This window comes from Mucilaginibacter sp., assembly GCF_041088075.1.
GTDB lineage: Bacteria > Bacteroidota > Bacteroidia > Sphingobacteriales > Sphingobacteriaceae > Mucilaginibacter_A.
The window spans coordinates 39,018-56,086 of sequence record NZ_JBGCVY010000026.1 but is presented as its reverse complement, the minus strand read 5'-3'; the positions used below and the strand labels follow the sequence as shown (position 1 = coordinate 56,086).

Annotated in this window: 20 protein-coding genes; 14 read left to right on the top strand and 6 right to left on the bottom strand. The window is 42.0% G+C overall.

Annotated features, from left to right (window positions below):
- Positions 1–74: 74 nt before the first annotated feature.
- The 3 genes from V5804_RS05850 to smpB are packed head-to-tail and all read left to right on the top strand — an operon-like array spanning position 75 to position 3,117.
- On the top strand, positions 75–743 hold the full coding sequence (locus tag V5804_RS05850; RefSeq protein ID WP_369590445.1) for a metal-dependent transcriptional regulator: 669 nt from the start codon (positions 75–77) through the stop codon (positions 741–743).
- Positions 730–2,601 (top strand): Nramp family divalent metal transporter, encoded by a 1,872-nt coding sequence (locus tag V5804_RS05845; protein ID WP_369590444.1) that lies wholly within the window; start codon positions 730–732, stop codon positions 2,599–2,601. The genes V5804_RS05850 and V5804_RS05845 overlap by 14 nt, the downstream gene beginning before the upstream one ends.
- Before the next feature lie 54 nt (positions 2,602–2,655).
- Positions 2,656–3,117, top strand: coding sequence for an SsrA-binding protein SmpB (gene smpB / locus V5804_RS05840; RefSeq protein WP_369590443.1), 462 nt, complete (start codon positions 2,656–2,658; stop codon positions 3,115–3,117).
- 76 nt (positions 3,118–3,193) lie between these two features.
- Here the strand turns inward: smpB and V5804_RS05835 are convergent, their stop codons facing one another.
- Positions 3,194–3,856 carry a protein-L-isoaspartate(D-aspartate) O-methyltransferase gene (locus V5804_RS05835; protein WP_369590442.1) on the bottom strand — a complete coding sequence of 221 codons (663 nt, stop codon included), beginning with the start codon at positions 3,854–3,856 and terminating at the stop codon, positions 3,194–3,196.
- A 101-nt stretch (positions 3,857–3,957) separates the two neighbouring features.
- On the opposite strand from V5804_RS05835, the gene modA reads away from it, so the two are divergent.
- The 3 genes from modA (at position 3,958) to V5804_RS05820 (ending at position 6,120) form a co-directional block, all read left to right on the top strand.
- On the top strand, positions 3,958–4,734 hold the full coding sequence (gene modA / locus V5804_RS05830; protein ID WP_369590441.1) for a molybdate ABC transporter substrate-binding protein: 777 nt from the start codon (positions 3,958–3,960) through the stop codon (positions 4,732–4,734).
- Positions 4,735–4,813: 79 nt separating this feature from the next.
- Positions 4,814–5,488, top strand: a complete 675-nt coding sequence (gene modB, locus V5804_RS05825) for a molybdate ABC transporter permease subunit (RefSeq protein ID WP_369590440.1) — start codon at positions 4,814–4,816, stop codon at positions 5,486–5,488.
- A complete protein-coding gene (locus tag V5804_RS05820) occupies positions 5,485–6,120 on the top strand; it encodes a sulfate/molybdate ABC transporter ATP-binding protein (RefSeq protein ID WP_369590439.1) in 636 nt (211 codons plus the stop codon). Before modB ends, V5804_RS05820 begins: the two co-directional genes overlap by 4 nt.
- On the opposite strand, the gene V5804_RS05815 is transcribed toward V5804_RS05820, so the two are convergent.
- The gene (locus tag V5804_RS05815) at positions 6,117–6,623 is read right to left on the bottom strand and encodes a hypothetical protein (protein WP_369590438.1); all 507 of its coding nucleotides are present in this window, start codon (positions 6,621–6,623) and stop codon (positions 6,117–6,119) included. The genes V5804_RS05820 and V5804_RS05815 overlap by 4 nt on opposite strands.
- Positions 6,624–6,641: 18 nt before the next feature.
- Here V5804_RS05815 and V5804_RS05810 point away from each other — a divergent pair, with 18 nt between their 5' ends.
- Both V5804_RS05810 and V5804_RS05805 read left to right on the top strand, forming a co-directional pair.
- Positions 6,642–7,058: a SemiSWEET family sugar transporter gene (locus tag V5804_RS05810; protein ID WP_369590437.1), complete on the top strand. Its 417-nt coding sequence runs from the start codon at positions 6,642–6,644 to the stop codon at positions 7,056–7,058.
- 60 nt (positions 7,059–7,118) lie between these two features.
- Positions 7,119–7,253 carry a hypothetical protein gene (locus V5804_RS05805; protein WP_369590436.1) on the top strand — a complete coding sequence of 45 codons (135 nt, stop codon included), beginning with the start codon at positions 7,119–7,121 and terminating at the stop codon, positions 7,251–7,253.
- Positions 7,254–7,335: 82 nt separating this feature from the next.
- On the opposite strand, the gene V5804_RS05800 is transcribed toward V5804_RS05805, so the two are convergent.
- Complete coding sequence (locus tag V5804_RS05800) at positions 7,336–7,560, bottom strand: hypothetical protein (protein ID WP_369590435.1); 225 nt, start codon at positions 7,558–7,560, stop codon at positions 7,336–7,338.
- Between the two features lie 405 nt (positions 7,561–7,965).
- Between V5804_RS05800 and V5804_RS05795 the strand changes: the two genes are divergently transcribed.
- Entirely contained in the window at positions 7,966–8,151 is a 186-nt protein-coding gene (locus V5804_RS05795; protein WP_369590434.1) for a hypothetical protein, read from the top strand.
- A gap of 31 nt (positions 8,152–8,182) precedes the next feature.
- Positions 8,183–8,488 (top strand): hypothetical protein, encoded by a 306-nt coding sequence (locus tag V5804_RS05790; RefSeq protein WP_369590433.1) that lies wholly within the window; start codon positions 8,183–8,185, stop codon positions 8,486–8,488.
- A 203-nt stretch (positions 8,489–8,691) separates the two neighbouring features.
- Here the strand turns inward: V5804_RS05790 and V5804_RS05785 are convergent, their stop codons facing one another.
- The 3 genes from V5804_RS05785 to V5804_RS05775 form a co-directional block, all read right to left on the bottom strand.
- The gene (locus V5804_RS05785) at positions 8,692–9,387 is read right to left on the bottom strand and encodes a hypothetical protein (protein WP_369590432.1); all 696 of its coding nucleotides are present in this window, start codon (positions 9,385–9,387) and stop codon (positions 8,692–8,694) included.
- A 310-nt stretch (positions 9,388–9,697) separates the two neighbouring features.
- Positions 9,698–11,029: an SGNH/GDSL hydrolase family protein gene (locus V5804_RS05780; protein WP_369590431.1), complete on the bottom strand. Its 1,332-nt coding sequence runs from the start codon at positions 11,027–11,029 to the stop codon at positions 9,698–9,700.
- Between the two features lie 21 nt (positions 11,030–11,050).
- On the bottom strand, positions 11,051–12,280 hold the full coding sequence (locus V5804_RS05775; RefSeq protein WP_369590430.1) for an OmpP1/FadL family transporter: 1,230 nt from the start codon (positions 12,278–12,280) through the stop codon (positions 11,051–11,053).
- Between the two features lie 281 nt (positions 12,281–12,561).
- Here V5804_RS05775 and V5804_RS05770 point away from each other — a divergent pair, with 281 nt between their 5' ends.
- The 4 genes from V5804_RS05770 to V5804_RS05755 all read left to right on the top strand — a co-directional run bounded on the left by V5804_RS05770 (position 12,562) and on the right by V5804_RS05755 (position 16,457).
- Positions 12,562–13,449 (top strand): helix-turn-helix domain-containing protein, encoded by an 888-nt coding sequence (locus V5804_RS05770; RefSeq protein ID WP_369590429.1) that lies wholly within the window; start codon positions 12,562–12,564, stop codon positions 13,447–13,449.
- Between the two features lie 808 nt (positions 13,450–14,257).
- Positions 14,258–15,001, top strand: coding sequence for an electron transfer flavoprotein beta subunit/FixA family protein (locus V5804_RS05765; protein ID WP_369590428.1), 744 nt, complete (start codon positions 14,258–14,260; stop codon positions 14,999–15,001).
- 18 nt (positions 15,002–15,019) lie between these two features.
- Positions 15,020–15,997, top strand: a complete 978-nt coding sequence (locus tag V5804_RS05760) for an electron transfer flavoprotein subunit alpha/FixB family protein (RefSeq protein ID WP_369590427.1) — start codon at positions 15,020–15,022, stop codon at positions 15,995–15,997.
- Positions 15,998–16,007: 10 nt separating this feature from the next.
- A complete protein-coding gene (locus V5804_RS05755) occupies positions 16,008–16,457 on the top strand; it encodes an acyl-CoA thioesterase (protein WP_369590426.1) in 450 nt (149 codons plus the stop codon).
- Positions 16,458–17,069: the final 612 nt, after the last annotated feature.

The following is a 17,069-nucleotide window of genomic DNA, read 5'->3' as shown; positions in this document are numbered from 1 at the left end:
AGTTTTTTCAATCAAAACAGAAATAAAAATGTTATTTTTAGACTAACCTAAATTTATTATTAGGCATTCCAAAAATGGATACTTCTTTTACCGAGGAAAATTACCTGAAAGCTATTTACCACTTATCTGCCGACGAAAGCAAACAGGTAAACACCAACCAGATTGCCATGGTTTTGAACACCAAAGCCGCTTCGGTTACGGATATGCTGAAAAAGCTTTCGGGTAAAAACCTGATCAATTATGAACGTTACCAGGGTGTAGAACTCACAGATTCGGGAAAACAAATTGCTTTAAAAATTATCCGGAAACACCGTTTGTGGGAATATTTTCTGGTAGAAAAACTGGCTTTTGGCTGGGACGAAGTGCATGATCTGGCCGAACAATTGGAGCATATCCAATCGCCGGAATTGGTTGACCGGATGGACAAATTTTTGGGTTTCCCAAAATACGACCCGCATGGCGACCCGATCCCCGATCAAAGCGGAACGATTAAATGTGTAGAAATGAAATCTGTCGCTGCATTAAATGCAGGCGATGCGGGAATCATCTCAGGGATTAAAGAACATTCCTCTTCTTTTTTACAATACCTCGAAAAAATGGATTTGAAAATCGGAAAAAAGATTTTAGTGGAAGAAGTTATTCCTTTTGATGAAACGGTAATTCTGCGTACCGAAAACGGCGGAAAAATAAACATCAGCAAAGCTGCTGCAAAACACATTTTAATAAACTATGAGCAACTATAACGAATCTTTGGCCGAAGTGCATGGCTCGGTAAGCACTTCGGGCCGGGTTGGCTGGAAAAGGATTCTGTCTTTTTTAGGACCGGCTTTTATGGTGAGCGTGGGTTATATGGATCCGGGAAACTGGGCAACCGATTTGGCAGCCGGAAGCCAATTTGGTTACCGCTTAATTTGGGTGCTTCTTTTATCCAACCTAATTGCGCTGCTTTTGCAATCGTTAAGTACGCGTTTGGGCATTGTGCAAGGTTTGGATTTGGCGCAGGCATCGCGGCAAACATATTCGCGTTTTGTGAATTTCTGCCTTTTCATCCTGGCACAAATTGCCATTATCGCTTGTGATCTGGCCGAAGTAATCGGTATGGCCATCGGTTTGCAACTGCTTTTTCATTTGCCGCTGATCTGGGGCGTTTCGGTTACACTTCTCGATACCATTTTGCTGCTTTACCTGCTCAACAAAGGGATGCGTCATCTGGAAGGCTTTATCGTTTCGATGGTTTTTATCGTCGGCCTATCGTTTTTGGTGGAGATGTTTATTGTCGAACCAAACGTCAAACAAATTGGTTTAGGCTTGATCCCGCATAATCTAAATGGCAGCGCGCTGTACATCGCGATCGGTATTATTGGCGCAACGGTGATGCCGCATAATTTGTATTTGCATTCTTCTTTAGTGCAAACCCGGAAGATTGAAAGGACAGAAACCGGCATCCGCGAATCTATCAAAATGAATTTTATTGATACGACCGTCGCCTTAAACCTTGCTTTTTTTGTCAATGCGGCCATTTTGATTTTGGCTGCGGCGGCTTTTTTCAGAAATGGGTATCATCAGGTAGCCGAAATTCAGGATGCGCATAAATTGCTCAACCATATTTTTGGTTCGTTGGCGCCGGTTTTGTTTGCGGTGGCACTGATTGCGGCCGGACAAAGTTCTACCGTAACCGGAACGCTGGCCGGGCAAATTATCATGGAAGGCCACATCAACTTGCGGATTGCGCCCTGGCTGCGCCGGTTGTTAACCCGTTTGCTGGCCATTATACCTGCTTTTTTTACCATCCTTTATTCGGATGAACGCGCTTTGGGAAGTTTGCTGGTGCTGAGCCAGGTTGTGCTGAGCTTGCAACTGGGTTTCGCCGTGATCCCATTGATCCATTTCACTTCCAACAAAGAAAAAATGGGCGTTTTTGCCAACAAAACCTGGATCAAAGTTTTGGCTTGGATTGCAGCCATCATTATTGTTGGGTTGAACGCCAAATTAGTGGTCGGGCAAATTGCAGATTGGGCCGAAGCATTTCCACAGCACCAGAAATTGATCCATTTCACCACCGTTCCTTTTGCTATTGCCATCTGCATACTTCTTTTATACGTGTTTTTTAAGCCGTTTTTTAGGGTTTCTGCAGAAGTTGCCACGCGCATCCCGCATGGCCAGGCTTTGGAAATTGAGGCCATTGCCCCTGTTGCTTTGAAACGGATTGGTATCGCCGTTGATTTCACCAAAAACGACCGGGACACCATTCGCCACGCTTTGATGCAAGGCGGAAAAAGTGCCGAATATTTCCTCATCCATGTGGTAGAAACGGCCGGCGCAACTTACCACGGCGATAAAATTATGGATTTTGAAACCCAAAGCGACCGCGAAAACCTGGAGAAATACCAGTTGCGTTTGCAGGAATTAGGCTACCGTTCTAAACCATACATTGGTTATGGCAAAGTGGCAAAAGCCATTGCAGGCGTGGTAAACCAGCAGGATTTGGAACTGTTGGTGATGGGCGCACATGGCCATAAAGTTTTTAAAGATCTTATCTTTGGCACCACGGTCAATTCGGTGCGGCATTTGGTAAAGGTGCCGGTATTAATTGTGCAGTAAAAGAAGCATCAGGAAATTACTGATCAGGACGAAGCGCAACCAGATCAAGCAAAAATGAAAGAACAGGCAGAACAAAAAGTATATATCAAAAATAAAAGGGCTTATTTCGATTTTCACATTGATGATAAATATGTGGCTGGCATCAAGCTGTTGGGGACAGAAATTAAGTCAATACGCGAAGGAAAAGCGAACCTGACGGATTCCTTTTGCACGTTTATCAACGGCGATTTGTACGTCCGCAACCTGCACATTTCCGAATATTCGCACGGCTCGTTTTACAACCACGAAGCCAAACGCGACCGTATTTTATTATTGCAGAAGAAAGAATTAAAAAAGCTGCAATCCAAAACCGAAGAAAAAGGGTTCACCATCGTTCCGTTGGCTATTTTTATCAACGACCATGGTTTTGCCAAGATTGAAATCGGCCTCGCCCAAGGTAAAAAGACGTTTGATAAACGCGAAACGATGAAAGAACGGGATTCTAAAATTGAAATGGACCGGGTGATGAAAAGGTAAGAAGTTAGTATCAGGTACGGCTCAAAGCAGATCGAACTATTGCTTGATACTTGATACTAAATACTTACTACTTTCTTCAACTCCACGCCTGATCGCCAACCAACGGCACAAAACGAAACGTATCCAAACTCACTTTCTCAAAATCGTTTTCCGCAACGCGAAGGATGGTCGTCATCAACTGGCTTTTTTCGTCGCCTACGGGGATCACCAGCAAACCGCCAATCCTCAACTGCTTCAACAAAATTTCGGGGATAAAAGGAGCACCGGCCGTAACCAAAATCTTGTCAAAAGGCGCATGTTCGGGGATGCCGTTGGAGCCATCGCCGCAAAAAAAATGTGCCTGATAACCCATAAAAGGCAACACTTTGCACGTGCGTTCATACAGTTTTACTTGCCGTTCAATCGTAAAAACTTCAGCGCCCAACTCCAGTAAAATACAGGTTTGGTAGCCGGAACCCGTGCCAATTTCGAGTACTTTATCTTTTGGTTGAATGTGCAGCAACTCCGTTTGATAAGCAACCGTATAAGGCTGCGAAATGGTTTGCCCGTCGCCAATTGGGAAAGCAATGTCGCGGTAAGCCTGGTTCCAAAAAGTCTCGTCAAAAAAATAATGGCGCGGCACTTTCGCCATGGCTTTCAGCACGCGTTTGTCGCCAATCTTTTTCACGTCTTCCAGAAACTTCACCAACTGTTTCCGCGCCCCTTTTTCCCGGTAATTATCCACAAACTTGTACGCCATGCGCTGCAAAGATATTTTTTAACAAAGATTTTCCTGACTTTTATCCAAATTAAAATCCGGTAAAAACAGATGCTTCTTTTACCGGTAAAAAATCAATGTAAATGGAATTAAACCTCTTTCAGCCTAAAAAATACCCGATAAAAACAGTATGCCTTTTGCTGCTTTTGATTTTTGCGGGAAATAACCTTTCGGCACAAGCTTTAAAAGTTGCGGTTGCGGCAAACTTGCAAGGCGTAATCAAAGTGCTACAGCAGGATTTTACACGGAAAACGAATATTCAAATGGAACCGATAGTTGGTTCTTCCGGCAACTTATCCAACCAAATTAAAAACGGCGCGCCTTTTTCAGTTTTCCTTTCTGCGGATATGGATTTTCCGAACGAGTTGTACAAAACCGGCTTTACCACTTCAAAACCAGCAGTTTATGCTTTAGGCAGTTTGATTATTTGCAGCAATCAAAACCTCAATTTCAGCAATTGGGAAAAGCTGTTGCAAAGCGGTCAAATCAAAAAAATTGCTTTGGCAAACCCGGCAACGGCACCTTATGGAAAAGCAGCGACGGAAGTTTTGCAACGAAAAAATCTGCTGCAAAAAATCCAACCGAAACTAGTTTATGGAGAAAGTATTGCGCAGGTCAACATTTATCTAAGCACCGGCGTTGCCGAAGTTGGTTTTACTACTGAAGCTTTGGTGAGCGATGCCGCCAACAAGCAAAAAATTTACTGGCAACGCATTCCTGCTGCTGATTATCAGCCGATCGAGCAAGGCATGGTCATTATCAAACAAGCAAACGGAAACCAGCAACAGGCCGAAAAATTTTACCAGTATATGCAAAGTGCCTCGGCCAAAACGATTTTGAAGCGATACGGTTACCGATAATAGTCCGAAAGACCGGAAGTCCGAAAGACTATGTGCGGGGATGATAATTCTAATAATTTAACTCTAAAACTAAAAGCATTTGATCGACTGGTCGCCCATTTGGCTTACGTTAAAACTCGCGGTCATCAGCACTTCCATTTTGCTGGTGCTGGGTTTGCCGGTGGCGTATTGGCTTTCCAAAGGGCATTCGTTAATAAAGGTGATTTTGGAGGCGTTGTTTACCATGCCGCTGGTTTTGCCGCCAACCGTTTTGGGCTTTTATTTGCTGCTGGCTTTTAGTCCACAGCAAGGTTTGGGCAAATGGCTGCTGCAGCATTTCAACCTGCAACTGGTTTTTTCTTTTGAAGGATTGGTGCTGGCTTCGGTGATTTACAGTTTGCCGTTTATGATCAGTCCGGTAAAATCCGCTTTGCAGCAATTGCCGGTTTCGCTGGCACATGCTTCTTTTACCATGGGAAAATCGGAACGGGAAACGTTTTTTAAAGTGCTGCTGCCAAATATCCGCGCATCACTTTTGACCGCAACCGTGATGACTTTTGCACATACTTTGGGCGAATTTGGTGTGGTTTTGATGATCGGCGGAAACATTCCCGGCCTTACGCGCGTCGCTTCCATCGCCATTTACAATTCCGTAGAAAACATGGATTACCGAAGTGCTAATTTTTATTCGCTGGTACTTTTTGGTTTTACTTTTATTTTGGTTGTTGCTGTTTTTATCTACAATAAATACGCGTCTAAAAATTTGCCCGGATGATCCGCATCGAACTTGAAAAAAAGCTGAACACGTATCAGGGCAATTATCCGCTCCATGTTTTGCTGGAGATGGAAACCGGCAGTTTGGTTAAAATTTCCGGTCCTTCGGGTGCGGGCAAAACTACTTTTTTAAAATTGATTGCGGGTTTAATGCTTCCTGATGCTGGCCGGATTTTGGTTGATGATGAAATCTGGCTGGATACTTCCTCCAAAATCAACCTTTCTCCTCAAAAAAGAAAATGCGGTTTTGTGTTTCAGGATTACGCGTTGTTCCCAAACATGACGGTGCAGCAGCAACTGGAATACGCCACCAAAGACCAGGAATTGATAAAAAGCTTGTTGGATTTCGGAAGATTGAAACCTTTTGTAAAACATAAACCTTTACAACTTTCGGGCGGACAACAGCAACGGTTAGCCATTTTGCGCGCGCTGGCCATCAAACCAAAATTGTTATTGATGGACGAACCTTTTTCGGCTTTGGATTTCAAAACAAAAACCAATTTGATCGAAGAGCTCCAAATTTTACTCGATAAAAACAGCATCAGCACCATTATTGTAACGCACAATCCGCAGGAACTGAAAGGTTTGCCGGGACAAAATTTGGTGATTGGCGAGGAAGAAAGTGAAATTTAATCCGCCTGCTTCACCTCAATCTTACTCAAATTATGCAAGTATCTTCTTCCGGTTTTAAAATCCAGCATCGAAGCCATTTGGATATTTTCTGGCATTTGTGCTGCTTTGATGCCGTTCTTTTCCATCAAAATAAAAACCTGGTCGCCCACCGGCGTATTGTACAATTCGTTCCAGGAATAAACTACTTTGTAACCATCGGCACCGCTGCAAACAAAGTATAATTGGCTCATCAGTTTCGGGCTGCTTACATCAAAAGTTGTATTCCGCAACACATCTTTCAGCAAAACACCTTTTAAGTGTTCGTCCTGGTGTTTAAACTCGCCTAAATGGTTGGTAACTTTGATGTTTCCAATTTCTTTTAACGGGATTTTGTTCAGCGAATCCATCGTCATCACCGCTTCTTTTTTCACTTTTCCACTGATCGAAAAACTTTGTGTCGGCTTTAAAACTTCCTGGCCAAAAGCCGTGGCAGAAAGGAACAGCAAAATGAGAAATTTGTACATGCACAAATTAAAACTGATTTGGCCAAAATCCGAAGTATTTTTAAAAATATAACGTTTGGCAATGGTTTAAAATGTTCGTTCCGTTTTTTCCCCAAATACTTCTTTTATGCCTTAAAAAACAATGCCCCGAAAAGGCAGTTCTTTTTTAACCGGAAAATTAAATTGATGGACAGCACTTTTATAAAAATACTTGGATTGGTGGCGGGTGCCTGTACATCGCTTGCTATTTTACCGCAGGTAGTTACTACTTTTAAAACTAAAAAAGCCAGCGATGTTTCTATATTTATGTTTATTGTGATGCTTACCGGCAACATATTATGGGTTGTTTACGGCGTTGCCAAAAGCGACATTGCTATTATCATTACCAATTTAATTACGGTTGCCTTAAACATCACGATGCTGGTTTTTAAGGTAAAATACAAAGAAAACAAGTAAAATTAAACGTTACGCGCATTCCGGGCATTGGGATTTTTAAAAATATATTAAGTTTGCAATATGGAAGCACACGAAGAACACCACCATGAAGAAACCAAGGTTATCGGCCTGGTTCCGGCCATTATTTTTTTGGTTGCACTTGCTATTGTAGTAGTTTGGTACTCGATGAAAGGTGCCGGGCCAAGCGCATGGTAAAAGCATTAAATTTTATAAAAAACGCCTGAATGCTTTTATCTTAAAAAGCAAAACAGGCGTTTTTTATTTGTGCACGAAACGTTTATTGTTTCAGGTTTGGCCCTTTTTCGTCCTCTTTGTCTTGCGCTCCGGCCACATCCCCGGCAATATCACTTTCATAGTTTAAGGTGAAAGAAGGCTCGGCAGCCTGCACGGCGTCGTTGATACGGTCTAATTCTTGGTTGTCGTTTGGTGTGGTTTGGTTCAGTCCGTCATCGTTGCTTTGCTGCGGGTCGTTGGTTTGGTTATCGTCTTCCGGTAAGTTCATGGTTTTGTTTTTATTAAGATAAAACTTCAACCCAAATATTGTTTGCGCAAAACTGACAGGTAAACGCCCAGGCATCTTTTTAATCACGGTTTAACGTTTAAAAAATATTTTTAGCATACTGTTTTTATAGGCATAAAAACAGTATTGTATTGCCATGACCAAATTTTAAGCGGCAAATTTGTACATTTGCAGCCAAACGGATCACGAACCACTATCCCTGGTTGTTTGCACGCTTATCCATTATAAAATTTATAAAAGATCAGCATTCATTTTTTCTTGCTGTTTTACCGTTAAAGCAAGGCATTAATGTTAGGTTCTCTGGCAAAATACGTTGCAAATTTTGCAGCAAAACTTTTGTTTGAAGCAGGACAGGCAAAACCAGTAGGAGTTTAAATTAGAAAAAACATGGCAAAGTCGCAGGCAACTTTTATGAAAAAGCAGTTGGAAAAAAACAGGATGAAAAAGAAGGAAGATAAAGAACAACGCAAATTAGAACGTCAGCAAAATTCGACCAGCGGAGACCTGGAAAACATGATGGCTTACGTAAACGAGTTTGGCGAGATCACTTCTACTCCGCCCGAAAAAAAGTAAATTATGCTTTTAACAACAAGCCCGGCAACAAGTGTTATTTACCGTAACGCCTAATGCCGGGCTTAGCTTTTTTATCGTTTTTGCTTTGCGGAGAAAAGATTGGTGGTTTTTTATGGGAAATGAAACTGCTACAATTCCAGAAAATAGTTTTGCTACATTTGTTTATTCAAATTTACCAACCTTATTTAAAAACCAATTTACTATGGACCCAGATCAACTATTCGAAAAGTACAAAAGCAAACCTTTAGTTAAAGCAACGGCAGTGGTTGGCATCGCAGCTATTTTAATTAAAACAGCCATGTTGGGTTTTGAATTTGGCCATTGGTTAAAAGCCTAGTAAGTTATTTTATTGCTAAAAGCTTTCAAAACCTAATTCTGCTGCCTGTCAAATTGTTTTACCAATTTTTACAGGATAAAAGAAGTATATAATTTCACTTCAATAATTTAACGAAAACAAAAAACCGGTATGTTTCTAAAAATTTGTTTAAAAAACTTACCGGTTTTTTATCTGATAAAAGAAGCATCAAGCGATTCAACATTTTACTTTCCAAAACAATAAACAAGGGATAAGTTTAAAGCTGAAACAAACCTTACCCCAAAAGAATTTACTTTATCCTGCCCGTTGCTATACGAACCAACAAATTTACTATTGCCATAAACGTAACCCAACGTACCAAGTGTAGAAGTTAAACCTATTCTTTTTGTTGGGAAATAAACTATATCTAAAATAAAACCTGTGTTAACATAATTTCCCGTTTGCGAAAAATTATTATTGTTTACTTGTGGTTCTAAATAATCAACTTGGTATTTATACTTTTGATATTGTGCATAAGGGCCGGTTCTAATGCCTATCTTTTGGTTGTACAAAAAATACTTCCTAAGATAAATCCCTCCAGAGTAATATTGATTGTTATTTTTATAAGGCAAAACACTGTAAGATGTATTTGCAACAGAATAATTGTAAGTTGTTTTGTCTGTTCCATAACCTAAACTTAATCCTAAATCAAGGTTATTAGCAACAAAATAGCTATAATCAGGCCCGATTGAAAACGAAATTTCTTTACTTTTATAACTATTGTTGTAAGAGCTGTTGGTGTAATTAACATTGTCGGACTTATCGTTAGTTATTCCAAATAAAACGCTTCCACCCAAAAGCTGACTTCCTTTTTGCGTTTGTGCCTTTACAGTAAAACAGGTAGTAAACACTAAAATAATAAGGGTTAATTTTTTGTTCATATTAATCGTTATATAAATACAAGAGCTAATCTATTAATTAAAAATTGACATGTAAACTATGTTAAAATTTGTTCCTGTTAAAATTTGTTAAATCAATTTTTATAATTCAATGTGTTCAATAATTTAATTTTTTTACAGCTATTGTTTACAGTTTAGCCAACAAAGTTGCTAATGCTTCTTTTATCCATCTTTTTTTGCTTGTCCAAATTTTGGATGTTATACCATAAATGCAAAGTGCTTCTTTTATAAGAATTTTTAGCTGATAAAAGAAGCACTTGGAAAATCACAAAAAAAGAAAATGTATTAATATTTACGGAAACTTCACCGCCCGATACGTGGCCACACTTGTCAACGGAATATTAGAGTTATACTGTGCGTTGATTGTTTTGATAAACTGGTTGGCCACGATTGCATAACCCCGTGGTGTTAAATGCACGCCATCCAACGAAAATATCCCGCCGGTGATGTAGTTTGAAGTTAAAGTCAGGCCATCTACAACCAGTCCGTGTGCTTTGATGTCGTTCAAAAAGCTGTACATATCAACCACGGCTATGCCTTTAGATGCCGCTACAGTTTTGATAGTCGTATTGTAAGAATTTACATAATCTTTGGCTAAAGCAACTTCATTGGCATCCAAAACATATAGGTTTTCGATGGGTGTATAAGGCGTTAAACCATAAGGCAGGTTTCCGGCAGGCGTGGCAACCGGTGTCCCGATTTTTGAAGTGGGGAAAGTTAAGGTGATCATGTCTGCAGATGTGGCGGGCCTTGCTGCATACGTGGTGCTGGTTACATCAGCAGTGCTTTTTGCATTGATAAAAATAGCTTGTACCGTAGGATTTGCTTTTTGCACCGAAGCCAAAACCAAAGCCGGCGTAACGGTATTGAAATAAGGAATGGCGGTAACATCCGGGATGGTTGCACAAATGCCTTTTTGCCCGGCAGCCGTCAACCGCGATAACAACAGCGTATATAACTGGGTAAAAGTAGTTTTATCGGTCAGCACATCGCCCGCGCCACCAGATACGGCATATAGCAACGCATCGTTATTGCCCATCCAATTACTAAAAAAGGTAAAAGGTTTTGCGGTAACATAATCTAAGTAAGTGGTAGAATTTGTACCTGCGTTGCCAGGCAATAATCTTTCGTAATAACCATTCAGGTTGCCGTAAGCAGCATAATTAATATGCAACAATTTCATTCCCGGTATGCCATAATTGTTGTTGTCGCCACTGTATTTGGCATAAGTGGTAACATTGCCAAAACCCGGGATTGGAACAACACCGCGAACGGCCAACTGATCTGTTATCGGGGCCAAAACCGGAGAACCGGCCGCGTTAAAACCAGTCAGTTTTACATATCCGGAACCATTTGCCTGTGCTTCGGTAAACAATGGTTGCGTAAAAGTTCCACCACCTATTTGCTGCATTTGTTTGGCAATGATAGAAGGGTAAGAGTTTTGCTGGCCTTCCAGGTACAAACCATTGTCGGCATAACCGGCCGTAAGCGAGTTTCCAACAGCGATATAACGCGAAAAATCTGCCGTGCCGCTGGTAGCGGTTGGTTTTTTAAATTCGGGTTTGCAGGCAGCAAAGCTTAAAATACCTGCCGTTAAAATAAATATATTTTTAAAGTTGTTCATTTTGGTTTGATTTTGAAGGTACTACCAGTGATAAGTAAGGGAAATGCCGGGGATATAAACGTTGGATTTGTAAGTGCCGGACAATTGCGTTTCGATGGTGGTTTGTGTACGGCTCATCAAACGCTCGTACTCAAAAGAAAGGTCTATGTCAAAGTTTTTTGTGGCTTTGTAACCCACTCCACCCGTCAGATAATAGCGGTCTGCATCCGGTACTTCCGGCGTAACATAACCATCTTGCGCAGCTTTCATGATATAACCGCCGCCAGCCCTAAAGGCCCAATTGGTTGGCAAACTGTATTGTGCGCCAGCGCGGTAAGAAAAAGCGTTTTTATAATTTCTTGGCGAATAAGTATCCTGCAAAGCCGCCGTGTTGGAAGCATAATCAAAAGCCAACGCTTTGTAAACGTCCCATTTTACAAAGTTTACATCAACCGCAAACAACCAGTGTTCTTTGTACTTGTAGCCCAAACCAAGCGTTGTGGTTGAAGGCAAAGGTATGCCAGCCTTGAAAGTATTGGGCTGCGGAAAGTTTGCCTGAACCGAAGCCGGAACCTGAAACATCGCGTTGCCATTGTTGATGGTCGTGTTTACTTTAGAGCGATAGTTCAGCCCGATGTTTAAACCAACATCTGTTTTGATAAACAAGCCCGCGTTCCAGCCGTAACCGTTCCCGCTGCCCTTTAGTTCGGCCTGTCCGTCGGCCCCGGAAGAATTGGCCAAAGGGATGGCACGCGTTAAATCAACACTGCCGCGGTTGTAAACAAAACCGCCGCCGATACTAAAATTTTTGTTGAGGCGGATACTTACCGTAGGCTGAAAATAAATGGCTTTCAGGTTCAGGCTTTCCAAAGCGTATTTGCCGACCCAGTTATTGCTCCAGTCCACCAAACCGCCATAAGGGACGTAAACGCCAAGGCCAACTTTCCACCAGGAAGCTTTGGGGCCAAAAACCGCATAACCCGAAAATGGCGTGGCCACTTTACTCTTAGAATCATAAACATCATTACTGCCCGAAGGGTTAAAAGCAGATTTAAAAACAAGCGGACTGACACCTGCCTGAACAGAATTATCGGGCAATAAAACAACCGCGCCTGGGTTAAAAAATATCGAGGCACCATCTTGCACCAGGCCGGTGCCGGTATGGCCCATGCCAATTTGTTTTTGCCCGGCCACATTCACCTGGAAACCCTGCGCAAAAGTAATTGCCGGCAGCAAAGCCAGCAACAATAGTAAAATTTTTCTCATCATCATTAAAATTGGTTAGGAATAAGGTTGTTTAAAATTAGGTTTTATAAACAAACATGGCGAAGGTAAATTTAGAATTGGAAAATCCAAAAAAAAGGTGTGTAATGCGGGTAATTTAGTCAAAAAGCCGGAATTTAACTGGATTGGTTTTCAACCCTTTTACGTTCGTTCCCCAATCCTGGTTATGCTGTTTTTATGCCCCCAATTTTTGCCTGGTAAAAGAAGCATTATAAACCAGTAATCCCAACAGAATTTAATAGGTTTGAAGGAGGAACCGTTTCGCCTGAATGAGTAAAAAAATAGCCCAATTAAGTTTTAACAAGTTTGTGGATTTGTATGCCGATAAATCCATCGGTACCGATTTTTTTATCACCGAAGAAAAACAACTGCTGGCTTTAAGCGAATATCCTTACCGTTCCGAAGGTTATATCATCGGCATTTGTACCCGCGGAAGTGCCAAAGTGGAAGTGAACTTACAGGTTTACGATGCCCGGCCGGACGCGGTTTTGCTGGCCACGCCTTTCCACATTTTGCGGATTTTTAACAGCAGCGAGGATTTTTTATGTCGTTTTTTGGTTTTTTCAAAAGCTTTTTTAACCGAGCACAACATCAACAGCCATTTTATCGAAACCTTTAGTTTTTTTAAAACTTCATCAACGCCGGTTATTTTTTTGGAGCAGCAAAACGGAAAGGTTTTGGGCGAGATTTTTTCCATCATCCAGCATAAGTTGCGGCGCGAAGAACACCGTTTCCGCACAGAAATTTGCCGAAGTATTTTGGTGGCGCTTTTGTACGAAATTGCCGCGGTTTACGAGCAGCAGCACGTGATCATCAAAAAAAAGCAAACGCGCAAACAGGAACTGAACATGCTTTTCCAGAACTTAGTTTTTCATCAGTATAAAAAGCACCGCAACGTGCAGTATTATGCTGATGAACTGTGCGTTTCCTCCAAACATTTAACCGAAAGCATCAAAGAAGTTACGGGCAAAACCGCGGGCGACTGGATTGATGATGCCGTAGTTTTAGAAGCCAAAGTTTTGCTGCGCAACCACGAAACCAGCATTGCGCGCGTGGCGGAGGAAATCAACTTCCCCGATCAATCTTCCTTTGGCAAATACTTTAAAAAACATACGGGTTTTTCGCCGTCGGAATATCGGATTAAGGCGAATAGTTAGGTACAATGCTTCTTTTATCGGCATAAAATCAGTGCCTTGTATTTTTTGTCATGCCGAAATTTTTTCGGCATCCCACGAGAAAGGTTAGAACTGTGGAAGAGGGATCCTGAATTAAATTCAGGATGACTAAAGGCCATGCTTCTTTTACCGGCATAAATTCAGTGTGTTTTTGTCATGCAGAACTTGTTTCGGCATCCCATCAGAAAAGTTAGAACCATGGAAGAGGGATCCTGAAACCAGTTCAGGATGACAACAGAATGCTTCTTTTACCGGCATAAATTCAGTACGTTTTGTCATGCAGAACTTGTTTCGGCATCCCATCAGAAAAGTTAAAACCCTGGAAGAGGGATCCTGAAAAAATTTCAGGATGACTATGCCAAATGCTTCTTTTACCACTTAAAAATTAGTGTGTTTTGTCATGCCGGAACTTATTTCGGCATCTCATTAGAAAAGTTACAACCTTGGAAAAGGGATCTTGAAATAAATTCAGGATGACAGTACAATGCTTCTTTTACCGGCATAAATTCAGTGCGTTTTGTCATGCCGAAATCTTTTCGGCATCCCACAAGAAAGGTTAGAACCGTGGAAGAGGGATCCTGAATTAAATTCAGGATGACAATGTAAATGCTTCTTTTATCGGCATAAAATTGGTGATGAAAATTGTCAATACACTTTCCCTTTTTCCCCGTTTTTTTGACCAAAACCACCGCACTCCTGCCCTTTTTTAATCGGTCGGCAAAACTAATTTTACTTTTCTAAATTAGCAGCTTCACACAATCGCATTGCTGCACCAAATTAAACCGAAAACATGAAAATATTAGTTTGTATCTGCCAGGTTCCGGATACGGTTACCAAAATCAGCCTAAAAAACAACGATACGGCGGTGGAAGAAAACGGCGTAACCTTCGTCATCAACCCTTATGATGAATGGTATGCCTTGGTTCGTGCGTTGGAGTTAAAAGAAACCGGCCTTGCCCATGCCGTGCATTTAATTACGGTTGGCCGCGCGGCAACAGAACCGATCATCCGAAAAGCGCTGGCTTTGGGCGGGGATGAAGCGATACGGATTAATGCCGATAGCACTGATCCTTACGTTGTTGCGCATTATATTGCCGCTTATGCCAAAACGGTTGGTTACGATTTAATTTTATGCGGAAAAGAATCCATTGATTATGCCAACGGTGCCGTTGGGCCGATGGTTGCCGAATTGCTGGACTTGGACCACATCGGTTTTGCAACTTCAATTGCTTTGGAAGGAAACACCGCCACCGTAAAACGCGAGATTGACAGCGGCGAGGAAACCGATAGTTGCAGTTTGCCGTTGGTGATTTCCTGCCAAAAAGGGGTGGCCGAAGCACGCATCCCAAACATGCGCGGCATCATGTCGGCCAGGACAAAACCGTTACAAGTAGTCGTTCCCGCAGCCGTAGAAAGCCTTACCATGGTTGTCAACTACGAACTGCCGCATGCAAAAGCCGGTGTAAAACTGCTTGGTGCCGATGAAATGGACGAATTAGTTAACCTGCTGCACACGGTAAGCAAAGTTATTTAAACCTTAAAAATCAAGAAAATGTCAGTCTTAGTATTTGTAGAACATATCGAAGGCGTTATCCGAAAAACAAGTTTGGAAGCGGTACAATATGCATCCGAAATTGCCAAAAAACTCGGCACAAACGCAACCGCTGTTGCAGCCGGACAAATTGAAGAACCAGCTTTGCAGGAATTAGGCGCGTATGGCGCACAAAAGGTTTTGCATGTTGCAGATGAACGCTTAAACGAACTGAACGCCCGCGCCTGTACCCGGATTTTGGTTACCGCTGCACAACAGGAAAACAGCCAGGTGATCGTTTTGCTGCACGATGTAAATGGCCGCGCGATTGCGCCCCGCGTTGCCATCCAACTAAAAGCTGGTTTTGTGGCCGGTGCCTTGGATTTCCCTAATTTGGAAAAAGGTTTTGTGATCAAGAAATCTGCTTTTTCCGGGAAAGCTTTTGCTTATGTTAATATAACCAGTCCGGTTAAGATCATCACGTTATCGCCCAATACTTTCCCGTTGGTTAAAGGCGAAGGAACGGCCTCGGTAGAAAAATTAGCAATTGCTTTTGAAGAAAAAGACTTTGCCATCCAAGTAAAAAGCGTAGAAAAAATAACCGGCGAAGTGCCGTTGGCTGATGCAGAACTGGTGGTTTCGGGCGGTCGTGGCATGAAAGGCCCGGAAAACTGGGGCCTGATCGAAAACCTGGCGCACGAACTGGGCGCGGCAACAGCTTGCTCTCGCCCGGTTGCCGATTCCAACTGGCGGCCGCACCACGAACATGTTGGCCAAACCGGCGGCACTATCCGCCCTAACTTGTACATTGCTGCCGGGATTTCGGGAGCAATCCAGCATTTGGCCGGCGTTAGCGGTTCTAAAACCATTGTGGTGATCAACAAAGACCCGGAAGCACCGTTTTTCAAAGCGGCCAATTACGGCGTTGTAGGCGATGTGATGGAAATTTTGCCAAAACTGACCGAAGCGGTAAAAAAGTTTAAAGCCGAAAATCGCTAATACTTCTTTTATGCACATATTTTTTGAAGGCCAGGTTATCTGGTCGCAAATTGATGCCAACCAGCACATGCGGCATTCGGCTTATGCTGATTTTGCCGCGCAGGCACGCGTAAACATGCTCGAAAAATGCGGGTTGAGTGCTTTAAAACTTTTTGAATTGAAAATCGGCCCGGTGTTGTTTCGCGAAGAATTGTTTTACTTGCGGGAAGTGGCGTTGAACGAGTACATTAAAGTTACCTGCGAAATTGTAAAATCGAGGGCGGATGCTTCCCGCTGGACAATCCGCCATGAAATTTACCGAAGCGATGGTGTAAAAGCAGCGGTTATTGTTGCCGAAGGCGCCTGGATTGATACCGTAAAACGAAAACTGGTTGCCCTGCCGGAAGAAATGAGCGCGCTGTTTTTAACCTTGCCGCGAAGTATTGATTTTGTGGAAGAAGCGGCAAAATTGAAAGTTTAAAATTGATCTGAAAAATGGCATCCTAAAAGAGCAATTTAAATTGGTTTGGCTAAAGTTAAGCTTTGCATCAATTTTATATTGCCGTTGACTTTAGCCAACGGTAGCTGTGAATTTGGGAACCGGCTTTAGCCGAACAGTAGAATTGGTTTTTGGCTAAAGCCGTTCGCTGCTTTTATTCTATCCGCTGGCTAAAGCCAACGGCAATGAAATAGATCAAAAAATTTGTGATACTTATTTTACACCTGTAAGCCTTGTTTCTGGTTTTATTAAACAATGTCAAGAACTTTAAAACCAATTTTTTATGTGATAAAAGAAGCATGGAAAATATTTAAACAGGCTCTTATTCATTGCCACGGCCTTTAGGCCGTGGATTTGCAAGCCCCGAAATGGCTTTAGCCAAAACCTTTTTCCGATGCTTCTTTTAGCACCTAAAATTTGGTATCGTTATCGTTCATCCAAAACCAATACGGACACCAATTTTATGCCGATAAAAGAAGCATCATCAATTCAACCAAAACAATTCGGCCCCAAACCAAAATAACCGAACTTTTGACAAATCATTCCGAAGTACAGCCCTTTTTTCTGTTGCTTCAAAATGGATATTTGTAGTAC